The sequence below is a fragment of the Desulfoluna spongiiphila genome (assembly GCF_900101345.1).
Lineage (GTDB): Bacteria > Desulfobacterota > Desulfobacteria > Desulfobacterales > Desulfolunaceae > Desulfoluna > Desulfoluna spongiiphila.
The window spans coordinates 388839-405961 of sequence record NZ_FMUX01000001.1 but is presented as its reverse complement, the minus strand read 5'-3'; the positions used below and the strand labels follow the sequence as shown (position 1 = coordinate 405961).

At 60.1% G+C, this 17123-nt stretch carries 13 protein-coding genes; 8 read left to right on the top strand and 5 right to left on the bottom strand.

Annotated elements, in window-relative coordinates:
- Positions 1-200 precede the first annotated feature (200 nt).
- From BLQ12_RS01750 to BLQ12_RS01740, 3 genes are all read right to left on the bottom strand, one after another.
- Complete coding sequence (locus BLQ12_RS01750; protein ID WP_254781947.1) at positions 201-1550, bottom strand: MFS transporter; 1350 nt, start codon at positions 1548-1550, stop codon at positions 201-203.
- On the bottom strand, positions 1547-2113 hold the full coding sequence (locus tag BLQ12_RS01745) for a chalcone isomerase family protein (RefSeq protein ID WP_175469429.1): 567 nt from the start codon (positions 2111-2113) through the stop codon (positions 1547-1549). Before BLQ12_RS01745 ends, BLQ12_RS01750 begins: the two co-directional genes overlap by 4 nt.
- Positions 2114-2680: 567 nt before the next feature.
- Entirely contained in the window at positions 2681-4111 is a 1431-nt protein-coding gene (locus BLQ12_RS01740; RefSeq protein ID WP_175469428.1) for an SDR family NAD(P)-dependent oxidoreductase, read from the bottom strand.
- Positions 4112-4478: 367 nt separating this feature from the next.
- Here BLQ12_RS01740 and BLQ12_RS01735 point away from each other — a divergent pair, with 367 nt between their 5' ends.
- The 8 genes from BLQ12_RS01735 (at position 4479) to BLQ12_RS01695 (ending at position 15395) form a co-directional block, all read left to right on the top strand.
- Positions 4479-5693 carry a GAK system CofD-like protein gene (locus tag BLQ12_RS01735; RefSeq protein WP_217640213.1) on the top strand — a complete coding sequence of 405 codons (1215 nt, stop codon included), beginning with the start codon at positions 4479-4481 and terminating at the stop codon, positions 5691-5693.
- Between the two features lie 65 nt (positions 5694-5758).
- Complete coding sequence (locus tag BLQ12_RS01730; RefSeq protein ID WP_092207645.1) at positions 5759-6919, top strand: hypothetical protein; 1161 nt, start codon at positions 5759-5761, stop codon at positions 6917-6919.
- Positions 6920-7045: 126 nt separating this feature from the next.
- Positions 7046-7312, top strand: a complete 267-nt coding sequence (locus BLQ12_RS01725; RefSeq protein WP_092207643.1) for an amphi-Trp domain-containing protein — start codon at positions 7046-7048, stop codon at positions 7310-7312.
- 3 nt (positions 7313-7315) lie between these two features.
- Positions 7316-8956 carry a phosphotransferase gene (locus BLQ12_RS01720; RefSeq protein WP_092207641.1) on the top strand — a complete coding sequence of 547 codons (1641 nt, stop codon included), beginning with the start codon at positions 7316-7318 and terminating at the stop codon, positions 8954-8956.
- Positions 8957-9019: 63 nt separating this feature from the next.
- A complete protein-coding gene (locus BLQ12_RS01715; protein ID WP_092207639.1) occupies positions 9020-9892 on the top strand; it encodes a GAK system ATP-grasp enzyme in 873 nt (290 codons plus the stop codon).
- Complete coding sequence (locus BLQ12_RS01710) at positions 9889-10986, top strand: HprK-related kinase B (RefSeq protein ID WP_092207637.1); 1098 nt, start codon at positions 9889-9891, stop codon at positions 10984-10986. Before BLQ12_RS01715 ends, BLQ12_RS01710 begins: the two co-directional genes overlap by 4 nt.
- Positions 10987-11718: 732 nt before the next feature.
- A complete protein-coding gene (locus BLQ12_RS01705; RefSeq protein ID WP_254781958.1) occupies positions 11719-13992 on the top strand; it encodes a methyl-accepting chemotaxis protein in 2274 nt (757 codons plus the stop codon).
- Positions 13993-14420: 428 nt separating this feature from the next.
- Complete coding sequence (locus tag BLQ12_RS01695; RefSeq protein ID WP_139163799.1) at positions 14421-15395, top strand: hypothetical protein; 975 nt, start codon at positions 14421-14423, stop codon at positions 15393-15395.
- 79 nt (positions 15396-15474) lie between these two features.
- Here the strand turns inward: BLQ12_RS01695 and BLQ12_RS01690 are convergent, their stop codons facing one another.
- Both BLQ12_RS01690 and BLQ12_RS01685 read right to left on the bottom strand, forming a co-directional pair.
- On the bottom strand, positions 15475-16194 hold the full coding sequence (locus BLQ12_RS01690; RefSeq protein ID WP_092207629.1) for a hypothetical protein: 720 nt from the start codon (positions 16192-16194) through the stop codon (positions 15475-15477).
- Positions 16195-16320: 126 nt separating this feature from the next.
- On the bottom strand, positions 16321-17019 hold the full coding sequence (locus tag BLQ12_RS01685) for a retropepsin-like aspartic protease family protein (protein ID WP_092207628.1): 699 nt from the start codon (positions 17017-17019) through the stop codon (positions 16321-16323).
- Positions 17020-17123: the final 104 nt, after the last annotated feature.

Genomic DNA, 17123 nt, shown 5'->3' with positions numbered 1-17123 from the left:
GAAAACGCTTGGTAAGGGATTTTGGGACGAAATGATGAAACGGGGCGTCCGGCTATCCGTTGGGAAACATCTTGTAATAGCACCTGTTTTGGTATGATTCGCAGGCGAATTGACGGGTATGATATTTCGAAAAGAATAGAAATGTCAACCTTATCTGACGTGCCGGGGCGAAGAAAAAGGGGAGGCATGACATCTGCGGGTTAAGGGTAGGGACGCTGAGCCATGATCTCTTGGTGGTGCTTTTGGGAAAGGGGGTAGAAACCGGCAACGGCAAGAGCCACAATGCTCAAGAGGCAGGGGACAAGGGCGTACAGGGTCCGCAAGGCAAAGACGGCTTCTGGTCCCTGGGGCTGGCCCGCCTCATAGCCGAAAAATCCGAGGGCCCAGAGGCCGAGGCCTGCGCCTGTGGCACCGGCCATTTTTTTTGCCACGGAGAAGACCCCGATGTACTGGCCTTCGCGCCGTTTGCCGGTGAGGGATTCGTCGAAGTCGATGACATCGGCGGTGAGGGCGGAGGGGAGGGCAAGGCCGGCGCCGAAGCCGATGCCCGAGACAAAGACCAGGGCCCCGTAGACCCCTTCGTCACCGGGGCCAAGCCAGAAGACATAGAAGAAGGCGCCGGTGTTGATGGCCATGGAGGCCATCCACGCCGCTTTTTTTCCGATTCGCCTGGCAAGCCGCACCCATGCGGGGAGAAAGACGACCCCCGAGACAAAATAGAGGAGCAGGAACAGCTCGGCCCGGTTGGATTCAAGGACGTGTTCCACATAAAAAAGGATCAGGGTGGCGGGCATCTGGGCGGCGATGGCGCTGAAGGCAAAGGCCACGACCAGGATGCCGAAGGGTTTGTTATCCAGAAGGGGTGCCAGGCTCTCTTTGAGGTGAAACGGCTCCGGCACTGCGGTGGTGGGGTTCTCCCGGACCCTGACGACGCAGATGCCGCAGCAGGCAAGGATCAGGGGGATGTAGACAAGGGACATGATGAAAAAGACGGTGTGGTCGGTAAATGACGTATCGGTAGATCGCAGGGCGGTGCGGATGATCACGGGGACGATGGCCGCCACCATGGTGCCGGCGATGAGAAACCCGTCCCGGTAGCTGAAGAGAACCGTTCGTTCATGGTAATCAAAGGTGAGTTCCGGCCCCAGGGCCTCGTATGGCACCACCGCAAGGGTCCAGGAGAGGAAGACCAGGGCCAGCCAGATGAAAAACCAGGCCGTGGTCCACGCCTCGCCGAGTTGGGGAGGGTTGAAGAGGCAGGCGATGGCCAGGCAGAGAATGGTGGCCCCGATGGCGATATAGGGCCGCCGCCTGCCGAAGGGGGTGACGGTGCGGTCGGAGAGCATTCCCATGACCGGATCGGTGACGGCGTCAAAGAGTCTCAAACCGAGCAGGCCCGCCCCCACCACGGCGATGTCCAGGCCCATGACGTCGGTGTAGAACTTGGGGATGTAGATGTAGACGGGGATACCCACCACGGCCATGGCAAAGGCGGGCAGGGCGTAGGCGAGCTTGACCGGACAGGGCAGACTTTCGGGCCCGGGCTTCACTTCGCCCCCAGGAGTCGCTTTCGAAAGGCCTTGTCGATGGGGGCGTCGCCGAGCCAGACGGCGAACATGGCCCGGGCAAAGTCAGGCCCCTGAAAAGTCCCCAGCAGGATGCCGTTGAGGGTGAGGGAAAGGCCCGATTCCGGCGTGTAGGTTAGGGCGTAGCGGTCGGTGGGGGCAACGGAGCGGAAGGCGCGGCAGAGGCGGTACAGCTCCGGGGCGATGCGGGAAAAGGTATCCGCGTCGGTGTTTCTCTCCACCATGGCGCGGGTGGCGTCTGCAAAATCCTCGGCGTCGATGGATTGGAAGTATTCAAGGACCAGGCGCTTGGGCACATCGCGGAGCACGTCGTCCGAGGGGATGGCCTTGGGCATGTAAAGCGCCCCGGCATAGGCCTTGATAAACCGGAGGTACCTGAGGGTTGCAACGCCCCTTAAGCGAAGGGGCGTCTGGTCGTTGGGGTAGACCAGGGCAAAGCGGACCCCGTCGATGGAGGCAGCAGGCTCCAGGCCATGGACGGGCAGGGCCATGATGCAACAGGCCACAATCAGGATGGTGTGTTTCATGGGGGACATGGCACTCCTTGGCCCGCATCGTGTGGGAGCGGGCCGGGAAAGGAAAACGGGGTGACTGTTCGGTTCAGGGGCGGAGCAAAAAAGCATTCAAAGACAGCCTCCGGCGGCAAGGTGTGCCACCTTGAAAGCAGGTTGCGGATGCGTTTTGCCCCTCGTCCCTCGGGGCAAATCACATCCGCCTATAAAACAAACGTCGGCCGTGATCATCGTTTGGGCGATTGGTGTATTGGCATCACTCCCCAAAGCCCCTTGCCCCCTGGAGCGCCGCACTCCTGTGCGGCACGGGTAACGACGGACCAAAAATCCGCATCGGAGTGCGGCGCACCGTTTCGGTCGTTTTTTTGTAACTATTCAGCTCAAAAAAACAGCCTCCGGCGGCGAGGTGAGCCACCTCGAAAGCAGGTTGCGAATGCGCTTTCCCCTTCGTTCCTCAGGGAAAATCACATTCGCCATTGGTTCGGATTAAACGGAGTCTGTTTTTAAAACCTGTTTATCAAACGTTTCAAAAGTTTGGCCCCCGGCAGGGCCGCCGGAGGCATTTTTCACCTGTGGAGCATTCTAACGGCGCAGATGGTTTTCATGGGCTGTAAGGGCCTCAAGGAGCTGCCTGCGTTCGTCTTCTGTTTCACGGGTCCCGGGAAACACATGGGTGCCGTGGGGGCGCCGGTCGAGCCAGAAAAGGCCGGAGCACTGGCCTGGTGCCACAGCCGAGGCCAGCCATTCCAGGGTATCGGCCCCCTGGGCCGGTGAGCGGAGCAGGGGGCGAATGGCTTTGTGAAACCGGGGCAGGGAGGCGGCAAGGCCCGGGGTGTCCACCCAGCCGGGGTGCATGGCGTGGACGGCAAAGGGGCGGTGGCGAAACGTTTCGGCCCAGAGTTCCGTCAGAATCACCAGGCCCCGTTTTGCCCATGCGTAGGCAGTCGGGCCATCGTAGGGGGCGCTTTCCATCTCCAGGTCGCCCACGTGGATTCTCTGGGTGTACATGCCCCCGGAGGCGACGTTGAGGATGCGCGGAGCCTTGGACCGGCAAAGGGCTGGGAGGAGTCTCCGGGTCAGGGTGAACACGCCCAGGAGGTTGGTGGCGAAGGTGCGCTCCAGTCCCTCGGCCGTGGTCTGGCGTTGGGGAAACAAGGCCCCGGCGTTGTTGATGAGTACGTCGATGCAGGGCGTCCCTTGAAGGATCTCGTCGGCAACGCGGTGAATCTCAGCCATGATACTCAGGTCGGCCACGGCCACGGTGATGTTCTCGTTGCCTGTGGCGCGGGTGAGCTCGCGGCTCGTCTCCAGGGCCTTTTGCCTGTTGCGAGCGATGAGGATGAGCCGGGGGTCCCGCCGGGCCAGTCCCAGCGCCGCGGCCTTGCCCAGGCCCGATGTGGCCCCGGTGAGGACAACGGTCTTGCCGGTGAGAAGTTCGGTGTCGGGCTTCCAGAAGGATTTGGCCAGGGTGTGCCCCCACTTGCTGAAGCCTAAGGCTCCGGGCACCACCAGGCCGTCGGCCACCCTGTCCACGGGGTGGATTCCGCTCGAAAAGAGGGCGACGGACCGGGGTGGCCCTGAACTGGGGGAGAGGGCGGCCTTTAATCCGGCCATGGCGGTTCGGCCGATACGCTTCAGGAGAGGGCGGATCACCGGTGCAAGGTGGGGCGGCATGTCGGGCAGATCAAAGGCTGCCGTGTAGGTCACCGTGGTCAGGGGGCCGTTTTCGGCCATTTCAATGGTGTCGGTGACGGCAAAGGAGTCTCCGGTCCCCTTGAGCACCACCCGGAAGGGGGGCAGGTACTCTGCGATGGTATAGACCATGCGCATGGAAAAGATTCCGTACCTGAGGGCCAGGGCAAAGGCCGACCCCACGCCGACAGGCCCGTCGGACACTTTCTCGGAGGAGACAACGCCGGGGTCCCATTGTGCGATGAAGGTAAAATCGCTGATGACGCGAAATACCGTTTCAATGGACCTCTCAACGGCGATGGTTTCCTTGATTTCAATCATGAATCCCCCTTCGGTGAGGGTCGGGAAAAATGGCAGGCGTGTGGCGGCCGGGGGCCACCGATGCAGAACCGGTGATGCCGGCGTCGGAGATCCCATGGGGATGGCGCATGTGATGGGCACGGTAACTTTAGAAAAATACCGTGAAACGGGTCGGGGTGTCAAATCCTTCGGTGTATGTCGCGGATATCACGGCCTGTTTGTCGCCTTTTTCATTCCACGCCATGATCGTTTGGGATATATTTATCTGTACACACCCCCTTCCTGACCGACGCCATCCATTTGACTGCCCGAGTTGTTTCGGGGTATGTCCTGTCGGTCCTTTGCAGGTGGCAAGCGGCAGGCCGCAGCCAGAACAATGAATCATACCATGACTATTATCAGTCCGGACCCTGGATTCGTTCAGGACGGCATGCAGGATGAGATGTTGATCCCCGATTCGACGAAATGTGAACGGTACATGCGCGCTCCGCAGGCGGGACCGAGAATTCTCTTTTTCAGCGGCGGCACCGCCCTGAGCGAGGTCTCCCGGGAGCTGACGCGGTATACCCACAACACCATCCATATCATGACACCCTTCGATTCCGGCGGGAGCAGCGGTGAGCTCCGCAGGTGGTTTCACATACCGGCCATGGGCGATATCCGAAGCCGGCTGCTTTCCCTCTCGGCCGCATCCCCCGGAGAGCCCCAGGCGGCTGCGGCACTTTTTTCCCACCGATTTTCCATGGATATGCCTCGTCACGAGGCGACCTCGGAGCTGGCCGCCCTGGCCGGCGGGTCCCATCCCCTGATGCGCGGGCTTTCCCTGCAGACCGAAGAGATTCTTTGTCCCCATTTTCGGCTGTTTCTGTCGTCCATGCCCGATGCCTTTGACCTGAGGGGGGCCTGCATGGGGAACCTGATCCTCACCTCGGCGTATCTCGCCTCAAGCTGCAAGATGGCATCGGGGATCCGGCTGCTGTCCGCCCTTGTGGGGGGGCACGGTGTGGTACACCCGGTGGTGGGGGAGGACATGCACATCGCCGCAGAACTCGACGACGGGTCCGTGGTGGTGGGGCAGCACCTGTTGACCGGCAAGGAGGGCGGGGCCATTCAGGCCCGGATCGCCAGGGTGTGGCTTACCCGTTCCCTGGACAACGCCGCCCCGGCGAAGGTCTCCATCGACGGAGAGACCGCAGACAGGATCGGAGAGGCCGAGTTGATCTGCTTTCCCATCGGAAGTTTTTTTACCAGTGTGGTCGCCAACATCCTGCCGTGGGGTGTGGGCAAGGCCGTTGCCGCCAACCCCTGTCCCAAGGTGTTTGTGCCCAACCCCTTTGACGATCCAGAGCTCCTGGGTTACAGCGTGGAAGATCAGGTGGCCACCTTGATGGCGTACCTTGGGGCGAGCGGTGCCCCTGAGGGGCGGGACGCCCTGCAGTATGTGCTGGTGGACACTGGAAAAGGGACCTACCCCGGGGGGCTGAACCCGGACGCCATCGAAGCCATGGGGGCCCGGGTCATCGACGTGCCCCTCATCGCGGAGCCAGCCGGTGCGGGCATCGACAAGGGTCTTCTGACCCGTGCCCTGCTCTCGTTTACCTGAGCGGTACGTTCCCGGGACCATTTGGTTGCCCTGCCCGCTTCGGGCAGGGGCAAAGGAAGAGGCCCATGACAGAGAAAACAGCAGCCGCCGGAGAGGCCGGGCTTTTTCCCCGGCATGGATTTTCTGAGGAGGTCTCCGAAGGGGACCTGGAGCGTTTCCTGGGGATCGTGGCCACGGACCTGGCCCCCTGGCAGGTGGAGCAGGTCATCGAGCCTCCCGTGGTGCATCATCGCCAGGAGGCGCTCCTGGCGGTTCACTGGCACCCAGAGTTCGTCCCCATGCCCCTTATCCGGCAACGGTTGAAGACGGCCTTTCCCAACATCCGGGAGGCCCTGATCATTCCTACTCAGCACAACGAGATGATGAGCTGGGGCGGGTACACCGGCGTGGAGGTGGACTGCTATGCCCGGGCATTCGACAGCAAGGTGCAGCTCCTGCTCCACTTCGCCGATGAGAAGGTGAAAGAGGCCCATGTGCTGAAATCCATGCTGGAACTCACCGCAAAGTACCGCTCCTCCCAACTTTTTGACTTCATGGACACCATCACCAGGCCCCGGGAGGAGAGACTCCGTGAGGCAGCCATGGCCACGGGGGCCGATGCCGAGCTTATGGCCTTTACCCGGGCCCAGGTGACCCGCGTACAGAAGCTGTTGGATGAGAACTGGCCCCGGGTTCCCACGATCTCCGTGAAAAACAAGCTTCTCCGGAACTGGTTCGATACGTTGCGCCCCGAGGTGGGGGACCTTCCCATCGGTCGTGTACAGGCCTATCTGCAGGCGGTGAAGCAGATTGTGAAGGCTCACTTCCCTTTGAGTTATTTCTATAGGGCCGCAGAGGTCATTGAAGAGGCCCGGGGCCTGGGCGGGGGCGTGGTGATTCCCCATCCCGAAGAGTTCTGGCCCATTCTCCTGGCCGACTATGATGTGGACGGCATCGAGACCTGGAATCCCCAGTCCCAGCGATACACCGAATTTCTCATCTCCGTTGTGAACGACCAGAACAAAAAGAACCCCGCGACGAGGCGAAAACAGCTCATTTTCATGGGTGATGATTGCCATATGGGGGAAAAGACCAAGGCCAGGGAGTTTCAGGATGAGGCCAAGGCAAGTCGCGAGATCGGTTACCAGCCTGCCTGGGACAACCTGAGCATCCGGAAAAAGCTGGTGGTCAACAGCGTCAGCAGGCGCTCTGTGATCCGTGAATACAAAGAGCGCCTCAAGGGGTAGGCCCCCAGGGGCCCATTTTTCCTGCCCTGCCTGTCATCGCGGTATCCATGCCGGTGGCTGTGTCGCAAGCTTCCCATGGGTGACCATCCCAATTTATGTGAAAGCACCAACCCCAGGAGCTCTTCCATGTCCGATGACACATTTGTTTTTGACTCCCTCCAGGACAACGACACCATCACAAGGTTTCTCGCATCCCTCACCGAAGGTTTTCGCAAGGGGGAGATCGCCTTGTCCGGCGACGGCGTCGCCGTTGACCTTCACCCCGAAGGGCTGCTCAACTTTACGGTGAAAGCCAAAAAAAAGGCCGGCCGCACCAAGCTGAGCATCACCATCAGCTGGCGAGACAACGAAAGGCGGGAGGGACAGGTGGACCCACCGCTGACGGTGAGGTAGCCCATGGCCACCGTAGAAGGGCTTGACCACCATTTTCGGTTCCTCGTTCTGGCCGTGGAGACCCAGGCCCATGCCACTCGGCGGTACCTCCTTGATCCCGGGCGGAAAGGCCTGGCCAAGCTCCATGCCCGGGAGGAGTACATCGACAACCTGAAGACGGTTGTTGACAATGAGTGCATTGGGGCCATCCACGGCGACGGTTCCCTGCCGCGAGACCGCTTGAACAGGCTCCGGGCCATTCAGGGGATCGTCATGGGCCTGGAGCGTATCGGGGACTGCTTTGTGAGGGTCCTTCGTCAGTCCGAGCACTTGAGCTGCCCGGACCTCCAGGCGATCACCGATGTGGAGGCGGCTTTTTCCGCGATCTCAAGGGGCCTTGCCCCGATTCAGAGGGCCCTTCTCAAGGGAAAGGTGGAAGGGGGCCTTGCCATCTGTCGGGTGGAGACGGTGCTGAATCGGATCTACGCAGAGGGTTCTCACCGTGTCATGGGAGCTCTGGAAGGGGGAGGCAACCCGCGGCACCTCATTCCGGCTCTGTGTATCCTTCAGGAGCTGGAGCGCGTGGGAGGCGAGATCCTCATCATCGGCGAGGCGATTCTTTTCTCCATCCTGGGTGAGCACATCAAGGTCGGGCAGTTTGAGGCCCTGCAGAAAACCCTGTCCAAATCAGGGGTCAGCAATTCCGTGGAAGGCATTGATTACCGGGCCATTGATGGCACCCGGTCCGGGTGTCGCATCGGCAAGGTAAAGGGGCCGGGCGTTGTGCCGGAAGCCCAGAGTCGTATCTACAAAGAGGGGCCTTTGGAAAAAATGAGGCGGGAGCGGGCAAACAACAGCCGATGGCAGGCCTGCTGCCCCGGCCTGGTGCCCGATGTTTACAGTTTTCATACCGAAGGGGAGAAAGCGTCCCTGCTCCTTGAGTACCTGCCGGGTGACACCCTGGACGAGGTGATCCGCTCGGCAGGTGACGCCGAGGTCCAAAGCGCCTTTGACTCCCTTGAGCGAACCCTGCTGGCCATTTGGGACCGCACCTGTGTTGCGGCCCCCGGTGCCACGGATTATATCCCTCAGGTCCAGGCCCGCCTGGCGGATGTGCTGGCGGTTCACCCTGCGTTTTTCAGGGAAAGCACCTCCGTGGGGCATGCCACCGCCCACTCCATGGGGGAACTCCTCTCCAGGTGCGCCGCCATTGAAAAGGGGCTGCAAGCCCCTGTCTCCGTGTTTATTCACGGAGATTTCAATACCAGCAACGTGGTGTACAATCACGCCACAGATCATGTCCATTTTATCGACCTGCATCGGTCCCGGGACTTTGATTACGTTCAGGATGCCTCGGTGTTTCTGGTGTCGCTATTTCGCCTCCCGATGTTCAACACCCGCTGCCGCCATCGGATCAACCGGGGCATCGATCGCTTTTACAAGGTGTTTCGCGTTTTTTCTGAACAACACAAAGACGCCTCTTTTTCCGGGCGCCTGGCCCTGGCCCTGGCCCGGTCTTTTTATACGTCCACCCGTTTTGAACTCAATGCCGATTTTGCACGCTCAATGCACAACCGCGCCATCTTTCTCCTGGAAAAGGTCCAGGACTTTGACGACAGGAACTGGTCGGTGTTTCGGTTTCCCGAAGAGATCCTGTTTTACTGATAAAAGGACCCGAAACCTGACGTGGCGGCCATTTCAACGTGTTTCATCGTTTAGGAGGGCACCGTGAAGATCGGAGTGATTGGCACACCCGGGGGATGGTCCTCGGAGCAACTTGCCGATGCGGTGGCCGGCAGGACCGGCCGCCGCATCCTCATCTCCCCGGACGAGATCCGTTTGGACCTTCCCTCGGGAAGGGCGTGCTGCGGGGACCATGACCTCGCCGGATTCGATGCCCTGTTGATCAAGAAAATCGGAGCGCGTTACTCCCCGGACCTTCTGGATCGCCTGGAGATTTTGCGGTATCTGGAAGGGCGAGGGCTCAAGGTCTTCAGCTCTCCTTTGGCCCTGCTCAGGGTCCTGGACCGGCTCTCCTGTACCATCACCCTGCAACTGGCAGGGATTCCCATGCCCCCCACCACCATCACCGAAAGCGTTGACCACGCCCGGGATGCCTTGCGTGGGTACGGTGAAGCCATCTTAAAACCCCTGTACACCTCAAAGGCACGGGGCATGGTTTTCATAAGGGATGAGCCCGGGGCAGGGGACCTTATCAGGGCCTACAAAGAGAAACATTCCATCCTCTACCTCCAGAAGCGCATCCCCCTGGGGGATCGCGACCTCGGCGTCGCCTTTGTCGGCGGAGAGTACCTGGCCACCTATGCCCGGTGCAGGCAGGGGGTGGCATGGGACACCATCAGCGATTCAAAAGAGAAATATCGCGCCTTTGAGCCCTCCCCCGGGGTGATCGAGATGGCCCGCAGGGCCCAGGGCCTGTTTAACCTGAGTTTTACCTGTGTGGACGTGGCCCTCACCGATGACGGGCCCTACGTCTTTGAAGTGTCTGCCTTCGGGGGCTTTCGGGGCATTCTGGAGACAAGCGGGATCAATGCGGCTGAGCGGTATGTGGACCATGTGCTGCAAAGGGTCTCCCCATGAACCTTGACGGTGCCAGTTGCGGAGAGCTCATCGCCAGTGTGCGGGGCCGTCTCCCGGCCGAGCATGGGCTGACACTGGGGTTTGGAGACTGCCTGGTCGAGGTCTCCTGCAGCACTCATGCCCTGGCGGTTGTCCTGGCCGACTATTTTCAGGAGTTCCTCTGTCCGCCAAGGGCTCCGGACATCTTCATCAGCCTCCATGAATCGGCCATCCTGCATCCCCCCCACCCCTTTGTTTTTAAACAGCCGGAGCCTGGCAAGACAGGCATTAAGGAGGCGTGGGTGGATTTTCCCGACGGGCGCATGGTGCGAAAGGAGCGTACCGGGATGCTTTTTCTCTTTGGCGGGGAAGAGCACCTTGCCGTGGGACCCTGCCTTGCCAACACCAATCAGGTGGTCAATTTTATCAACAACCGGTTTATCGCGTGGAAGCTGCTCAAGGGGAGCCTTTTGGGCCATGCGGCAGGGGTTGTGCTGAACAATCGGGGCCTTGCCCTTGCCGGGATATCCGGGGCGGGAAAGTCCACCCTGGCCCTGCACCTCATGGGCCGGGGGGCCTGCTTTGTCAGCAACGATCGCCTCATGGTCGAGAAAAAGGGGACGGGCCTTGTGATGTGCGGGGTGGGCAAGCAGCCGCGTATCAACCCGGGGACGGCCCTGACCGTTCCCGGGCTTTCCGGGGTGATAGAAGACCGGGATAAGGCCCGGTATGCCTCTTTGTCCCGGGATACCCTCTGGGCCCTTGAGGAAAAGCATGATGCCCCCATCCACCGGTACTACGGGTCGGGCCGTTTTGTTCTTGAGGCCCCCTTGACCGGGCTGGTGATCCTGAACTGGAAGCCGACGGGGGCCCCCACGACCTTCAGGGCCATGGGGGCCAACCGAAGCGCGCTCCTGGCATCCGCCTTTGTCAAAAGGCCCGGCCTTTTTTTTAAGCCGCCCCTGAAGCGGGGGTTCAAGGCCCCGGATATTTCCACCTATGCCGCGCTCTTGTCGTCGGTGGAGATGTTTGAATTGTCCGGGGGCACGGATTTTGCCGAGGGGGCTCGGGCCTGCCTCGGCATACTTTCCCCCGGCGTCGGGGGTGCGCCTTAAAGCCAGATCTCTTCCACGGCCAGGGAGAAAAACATCCCGGGCCGTCTCACGCAGACGATGATGGGTTTGCCGTAGGCCAGCACCTCCGGCGTGTACCAGACAGGGATGCCGTCCACCAGGGCGTTGCCATGGGCCTGTTTTTTCAGCGGGGTACCCCGGCGAACTGCCGGGGCCAGGTCTGGGGCCTGGCTGGACGGGCGTCAGCCGCCGCAGGCCTTTTTCTTCACCATGCGCAGGGTGACGGCTCCTCCCCATTTTTTCAAAGCGCGCCTGGCGTCTTCGGTAAACGCGACCCTGGGTGTCTCCATGTCGTTTGTCCCTCCTTTCAACCTCTTCTCTGTTAGGACGGATCGGCCCTTTTCACGGCGGTCTCCTCCTTTTCTCCTACCCCATATCCGGCCCGTCGTAAAGGTACCCCTCCTGGGTAAAAGGGGATACCGCCGGGGTGTGTGTCTCTATTTTTGAACACGTTATCAATGCGAAACCGGAGTGGCCGTCGGTCGCACAATGGCCTAAAGTTCCCTGTTTGCTGCGTCGATACGTGATGTATCAGAGATCTTTTTGGGGGACAGGGCCTTATGCGTGGTGTGGCCCTGTCACGGTACGTTGATAACGGAGGAAGGTGGATGTTTGCATCGGTAAGTCTCAGAAAAAAATTGATCGCGGGGTTCGCCCTGCTGGTGGGCGTGCTCCTGGTGGTGGGGGGGGACCGGTTATCTCAGCTTGAACCGGGTGATCCGTCAGGCGGACGAGGGGTACATGACCCTGGAACTCGATGCCGAACTCAAGGGCCTCATCAGCAAGCAGGTGTATTACGCCAAGGAGGGAAAACCCGAGCAGTTTGAGACCTTGGATACGGGCCTGGGTACCGTGGAGTCCATGTTGGACGAGCTTCGCCGTGTCTCCGGCGATACCGATGCCGTCAAGCAGCTCGATACGGGGCGGGAGCTCTATGAGAAGAACCTGTCCACCCTTAAGGCAGCCAAAGAGAAGAAGACCGAGCTGCGCGGGCACCTGCTGAAGACTGCCGCCCAGGTGAAGGCCACCACCATGGAGGAGTCTCGGCGGATTGGAGAGACCACCCGAGGCGAGGTGCTTGAAAACAGCAACTACTACCTGAAGAAGACCGCCTTTGCCTCGGTAAGAAACCTTGTGGACGTGGCCCACGATGCCGTTGCGGCCATGTACGGGGCCTCGCGTTCCCGGAAAGAGGCCCTTTCTGTGGTGCGCAAGATGCATTTTGAGGGGAGCAACTACTTTTTCGTGATGCAGCCTGATTTTACCCTGGTTGCCCACGGGGCCGACCGAAGCCTCGAAGGCATGGATTTTTCAGTGATCCGCGACAAGAAGAGCGGAAAGACCTTTATGATTGATGTGGTCAACGGGGCGGTAAAAGACGGCTCGTCCGTGACGGAGTACTACTGGACCAAACCGGGCATGGGCAAGGCCGTGTTCCCCAAGGTGACGGTGGCACGATACTTCAAGCCCTGGGACCTTGTGATCTGCGCCGGGGTGTACGTGGATGACATCGAGACCGCCGGACGGGAACTGGGCGGGGTCATCGAAAACGGATTTACCCGCCTTGAGCAGATCGGCCGGGTGAACGACGCCCTTGTGGATGCCCGCCTGGGAGCCCTCTATTACCTGGCTTTTCACACCGACCCGGCAACGGTGAACGCGGCCCTTGAAGGCCTTATGGAGATGGAGGCGTCAACGGACGCCATCCGGGCGTCGGCCGCCGAGTACAGGGACACATGGGACGACTATGTGGCCCGGGACGAGCATGAAATGGCAACCGGAGACGATGCCCGCGGGCTCATCGAGCAGGCCTCCGAGACCATGCACACCATGGCCGGACGGTCGAAAACGGCCTTTGTGGAGTCCGCCTCCTCGGGTAAAACCGTCATTGTGCTTTTTATCGTCATCGGGAGCCTCCTGGCCGTGGGGGCGGCCCTTTTTCTCATCGTCTCCATCACACGCCCTTTGAAGCAGGCCAGCACCATGCTGCGGGACATCGCCGAAGGGGACGGAGACCTTACCCAGCGCCTGACCGTTGCAAGCCGGGACGAGCTGGGCGATATGGCCCACTGGTTCAACATCTTTGTGGAAAAACTCCAGCAGATGATCCGGGAGATCGCGGGCAACTCCGAGACCCTGTCCGTCTCCTCTACCGGGTTGACAGGGCTTGCGGGCCGTATGGCCCAGGGCTCCGAGGCCTCGTCTTCCAAGTCCCACACCGTGGCGGCTGCCTCGGAGCAGATGAGCAGCAACATGGAAGACGTGGCCCGGGAGACGGAGCACTCCGCAGGCAACATCAACACCATGGCCTCGGCCACCGAGGAGATGACCTCCACCATCGGCGAAATTTCGCGAAACTCCGAGTCGGCGCGAACCATCACCGGGGAGGCCGTGAATCAGGCCCGGCGGGCCAAGGAGAAGGTGGGGGACTTAGGGGATGCGGCCCTTGCCATCGGCAAGGTCACGGAGACCATCGGTGAGATCTCCGAGCAGATCAACCTGCTGGCCTTAAACGCCACCATCGAGGCGGCCCGGGCCGGAGATGCGGGCAAGGGGTTTGCCGTTGTGGCGGACGAGATCAAGGAGCTGGCCAAACAGACCGCGGTCTCCAACCAGGAGGTCAAAGAGCGCATCGGCGGGGTGCAGGCCTCCACCGAGGAGACCGTCACCGAGATCGATGCCATCACAGAGGTCATCGACCAGGTGAACCAGATCGTTATCACCATTGCCGCAGCCATTGAAGAGCAGTCCGTCACCACCGCCGAGATCTCGGGCAATATCAACCAGGCCTCATCGGGGATCCAGACCGTCTCCGACAAGATCCTGGAGAGCACCGGGGTCTCCAGGGACATGGCCCGGGAGATCGCAGACGTGAACACCACGGCAGGGGAGATGACCGATGTCAGTGCCCAGGTGCGAAGCAACGCAGCAGAGCTCCAGGGCCTTGCAGACCAGCTGACCTCCCTTGTGGGGCGGTTCAGGGTGTAGGCACTCCGGCGGCAAGGTGAGCCACTTTGAAAGCTGTTTGCCGCAGCGTTTTAACCCCCGTTTCTCGGGTTAAAACGCTGCGGTATTCTTTGTGCATTTTTTCGACCCCTAAATGCGTTCATCCTGGGCGAACAGCGCTTTTGTATTGAACATCAGGTGGGGTTGCTGTAAAATTTTGAACTGGAATTTCAAACCATTGACGTGCAGGCTCCGCGGCCTGCGCTCACCTCTCGATATTCGTTTTACCCCGATATGCCTCGCCTGACAGTCCGTCTCCCACGGACTCTGCACGGCGGGTTCCTGTACCCTTTCATTGTTTCGAGTCCCCCGGGATGCATCCCTTCATGCTTGCGTCGTTGTCCTTGCATCCTGCAGGCGGGGCCGAATTGTTTTCCCAGTCCCTGAAGCGTGGCGGAGACAAGATAAAGATGAAGCAAGCATTGAGTGTGATGGACCCGGCCTCCGGGAAACGTGTGCGGCATGAAAAGGTGGTGCTGATATGCCACGGGCTGGCTCTTTCCCCCGGCGATGAAGAGATCGACAAGGAGTTCGCCTGCCTGATCATGCGCACCCTGATCCCGGATTTTTCCGACGGTATCGATGTGGAGTATATCTTTGCCAAAAGCAGGGACGGGGACGCTGCGGCCAGGAAGATGATGACCCTGTCCAAGAGACGGGGTCTTGATGCATTTATCCTGCCGGATGTCCAGGCGATGGTGATGCAGGTTGCCTTAGGGCTTGCCTTTCCGGCCACCAAAGGGAGGGAGCCTGTCGTGGTGCTGGTTTCCCAGGATGAGACCGATGATTTCAGGGATCGGGTCCGCGTGGATTCGGTGGGGGAACCCGCCGGGGCCATGGACACGCAAGGCGAAACAGGCGATCCGGTGCCGGATGCCGAACCCGCGCCCCCCGTGCGGGAGGGGCAGGAACAAAAAAGGGCAGAACCGCCTCCTGCCGTGGAACGCGCCGAAAAAGTAACGGCTTCACCCCGGAACACCAAACGGCTTGCCTGGAAGCTGATGACCATCGGGCTGTGCGCCCTTGCAGGCTTTTTGTACTATCGACTGCTGATGCTGCTGTGCGGCATGGCCTACAGCTTTTTCTGGGAGGGGGCGCTCCGTGGTGGCGTGGAAAAGGCGGGGGGGCATGTCGGTGTGCTTCTAATGCTTGTTCTCGTCATCGCCATGGTGCCGAGTGTCAGGGAAGAGTGGCGGGAGGTGTTTGGGTGGATCTGCATAGCCTTTGCCATTCCGGCCTTTATCGGTGCCATCTCTTTTTATTCCCCCGCAGAGCTGGCGGGGTTCCAGGCCATCATCACCGTCAACGCCCGGTCGGTGGTGCTCATCGCCGTGGGGCTGCTCCTCATCCTTTCCGGTGCCCTGTTTGTCCGGCTGAAGCCATGAGTCGCCACATGGTGTGGCGACCCCTTATGGCAAAGCAACCTTCCTTCCCTGTCCCCCGCCTTTGTGCCCAGGGCCTGTTTTAATGGAGGGTCCCGGGCTTATCCGATTCCCCGTCGCTGTAAATTTTTTCTTTCATGACCCAGGCCGCAGCCGTGAAGATATAGAGGCTGAAAAAGATGTTGCAGCTCACGGTGATGACTGAGGCGATGGTGCTGTTGCCAAGGGACGGGAGCAGCTCGGGGAGGAGGTACCCTTCAAAAAGAAAGGCCAGGACGCTCAAGACGATGAGGAAAAGGGAGTCCGACACGTTTCCGATGAGGCACTTGATGCCCGTGAAGACGGCATGCCTGGCCTGCCCGGTGATGAAGACCAGGGGAAAGACATAGATGGGCAGGATCTTTAAGGTGATCATGATGGTGTAGAACAGGGCCTGGGGATTTCCAGGAAAAAAGAGGGCGGACACCATGATAAACAGAGGCGTGACAATGAGCACGAGGAGCAGGGTGGCCAGAAGGTAGCCGGGGAGTTTTTTCCGTATGAGGGCAAGGGCCGGCATGGGCCTGAGCCCGAAGATCAGCTCCGTGATCCGTCCCAGGAAAAAGGTCATCACCAGGTAGCTGAGGACGGTGGTGACGGCAACGTGTGCCGCAAGGGCGTTTTGGACGGTGTTCTGGGCTTTCATACCGGCAAAAAAGATGTTGAGAAAAAGGGTCAGGGCGATGAACCCCAGGATATATCCCGTCAGGGGAAGAATGGTGTTGATGGCCCGTTTTGCGTCGTGAAGTCCGTATATATGCATGGGTAATGGTTCCGTTATGATGTTCGAGGTTGGTTACCGGTTATTGGGTTGTGTCTTAAAAAAAACAGGTTCGCAAACGCACAGCAAAATGACACCTCAGTCCCCAAGGCTATGCGCCCTTAGCCCTTAGCCTTTTCCCCAATACAATGTCAACACATCCCCTGTGACGTCGTAGCGATCCAGCCGTTCAAAAAAAGTCATGCCCAAAAGGGATTCGCGCATGGGGGCCTCGTTCACCGATGCCGCAACGTTCTCCAGTCGGAATTCTCCCACCGCCATGGTGTCTAATCGTATAGAGCTACCCCGACCCATGCCGTTGGCCGTCCTGAAGATGCGGTCGAAGGTGAGATCCGAGGGTCGGAACCCGCACTTTTCCGCATCCTTCGGAGAGAGGACGATGCCTGTGGCCCCGGTGTCCGCAAGAAAGAGGATGGGGACTCCGTTGACCGTTGCCCGGATGTAAAAGTGGCCGTTATCAGAGACTGGGAACCGGGCTGTATGGCGCTCTCCTTGCACCCCCCTGCCCGGGATCAGCTCGGCCAGGACCCTCTCCTTTGCAGCGGAAAGCTCCCCGCGATAGCTGTACCCGATCATCCCCACAACAAAAATCATGAACCAGATGAGAAGGTGCCGCACCTTTTTCCCGGGATTGCCGAAGGCCAGGGCAGAGGCGATGATGAGGATCATGAGGAGCCCGTAAATGATCTGGCCGAGGTCTTCTGTGGCAGACAGGGTGCCGAAGGTAAGATTAAGCCCTGTGACCAGGGCGATCAAGGCCAGGGCAATGACGGCAAAGCGAAGGCGCGGGTGCTTGTTGTGGGGCATGGCTGACTCTCCGTGTATGGGCGGTTCCTGCTGGGGTTTACCTTACAAGGGGGAGGGCGGCTTGTAAACAGGATCGCAGGGTTTCGCGATCCTTTGAGGTGGCT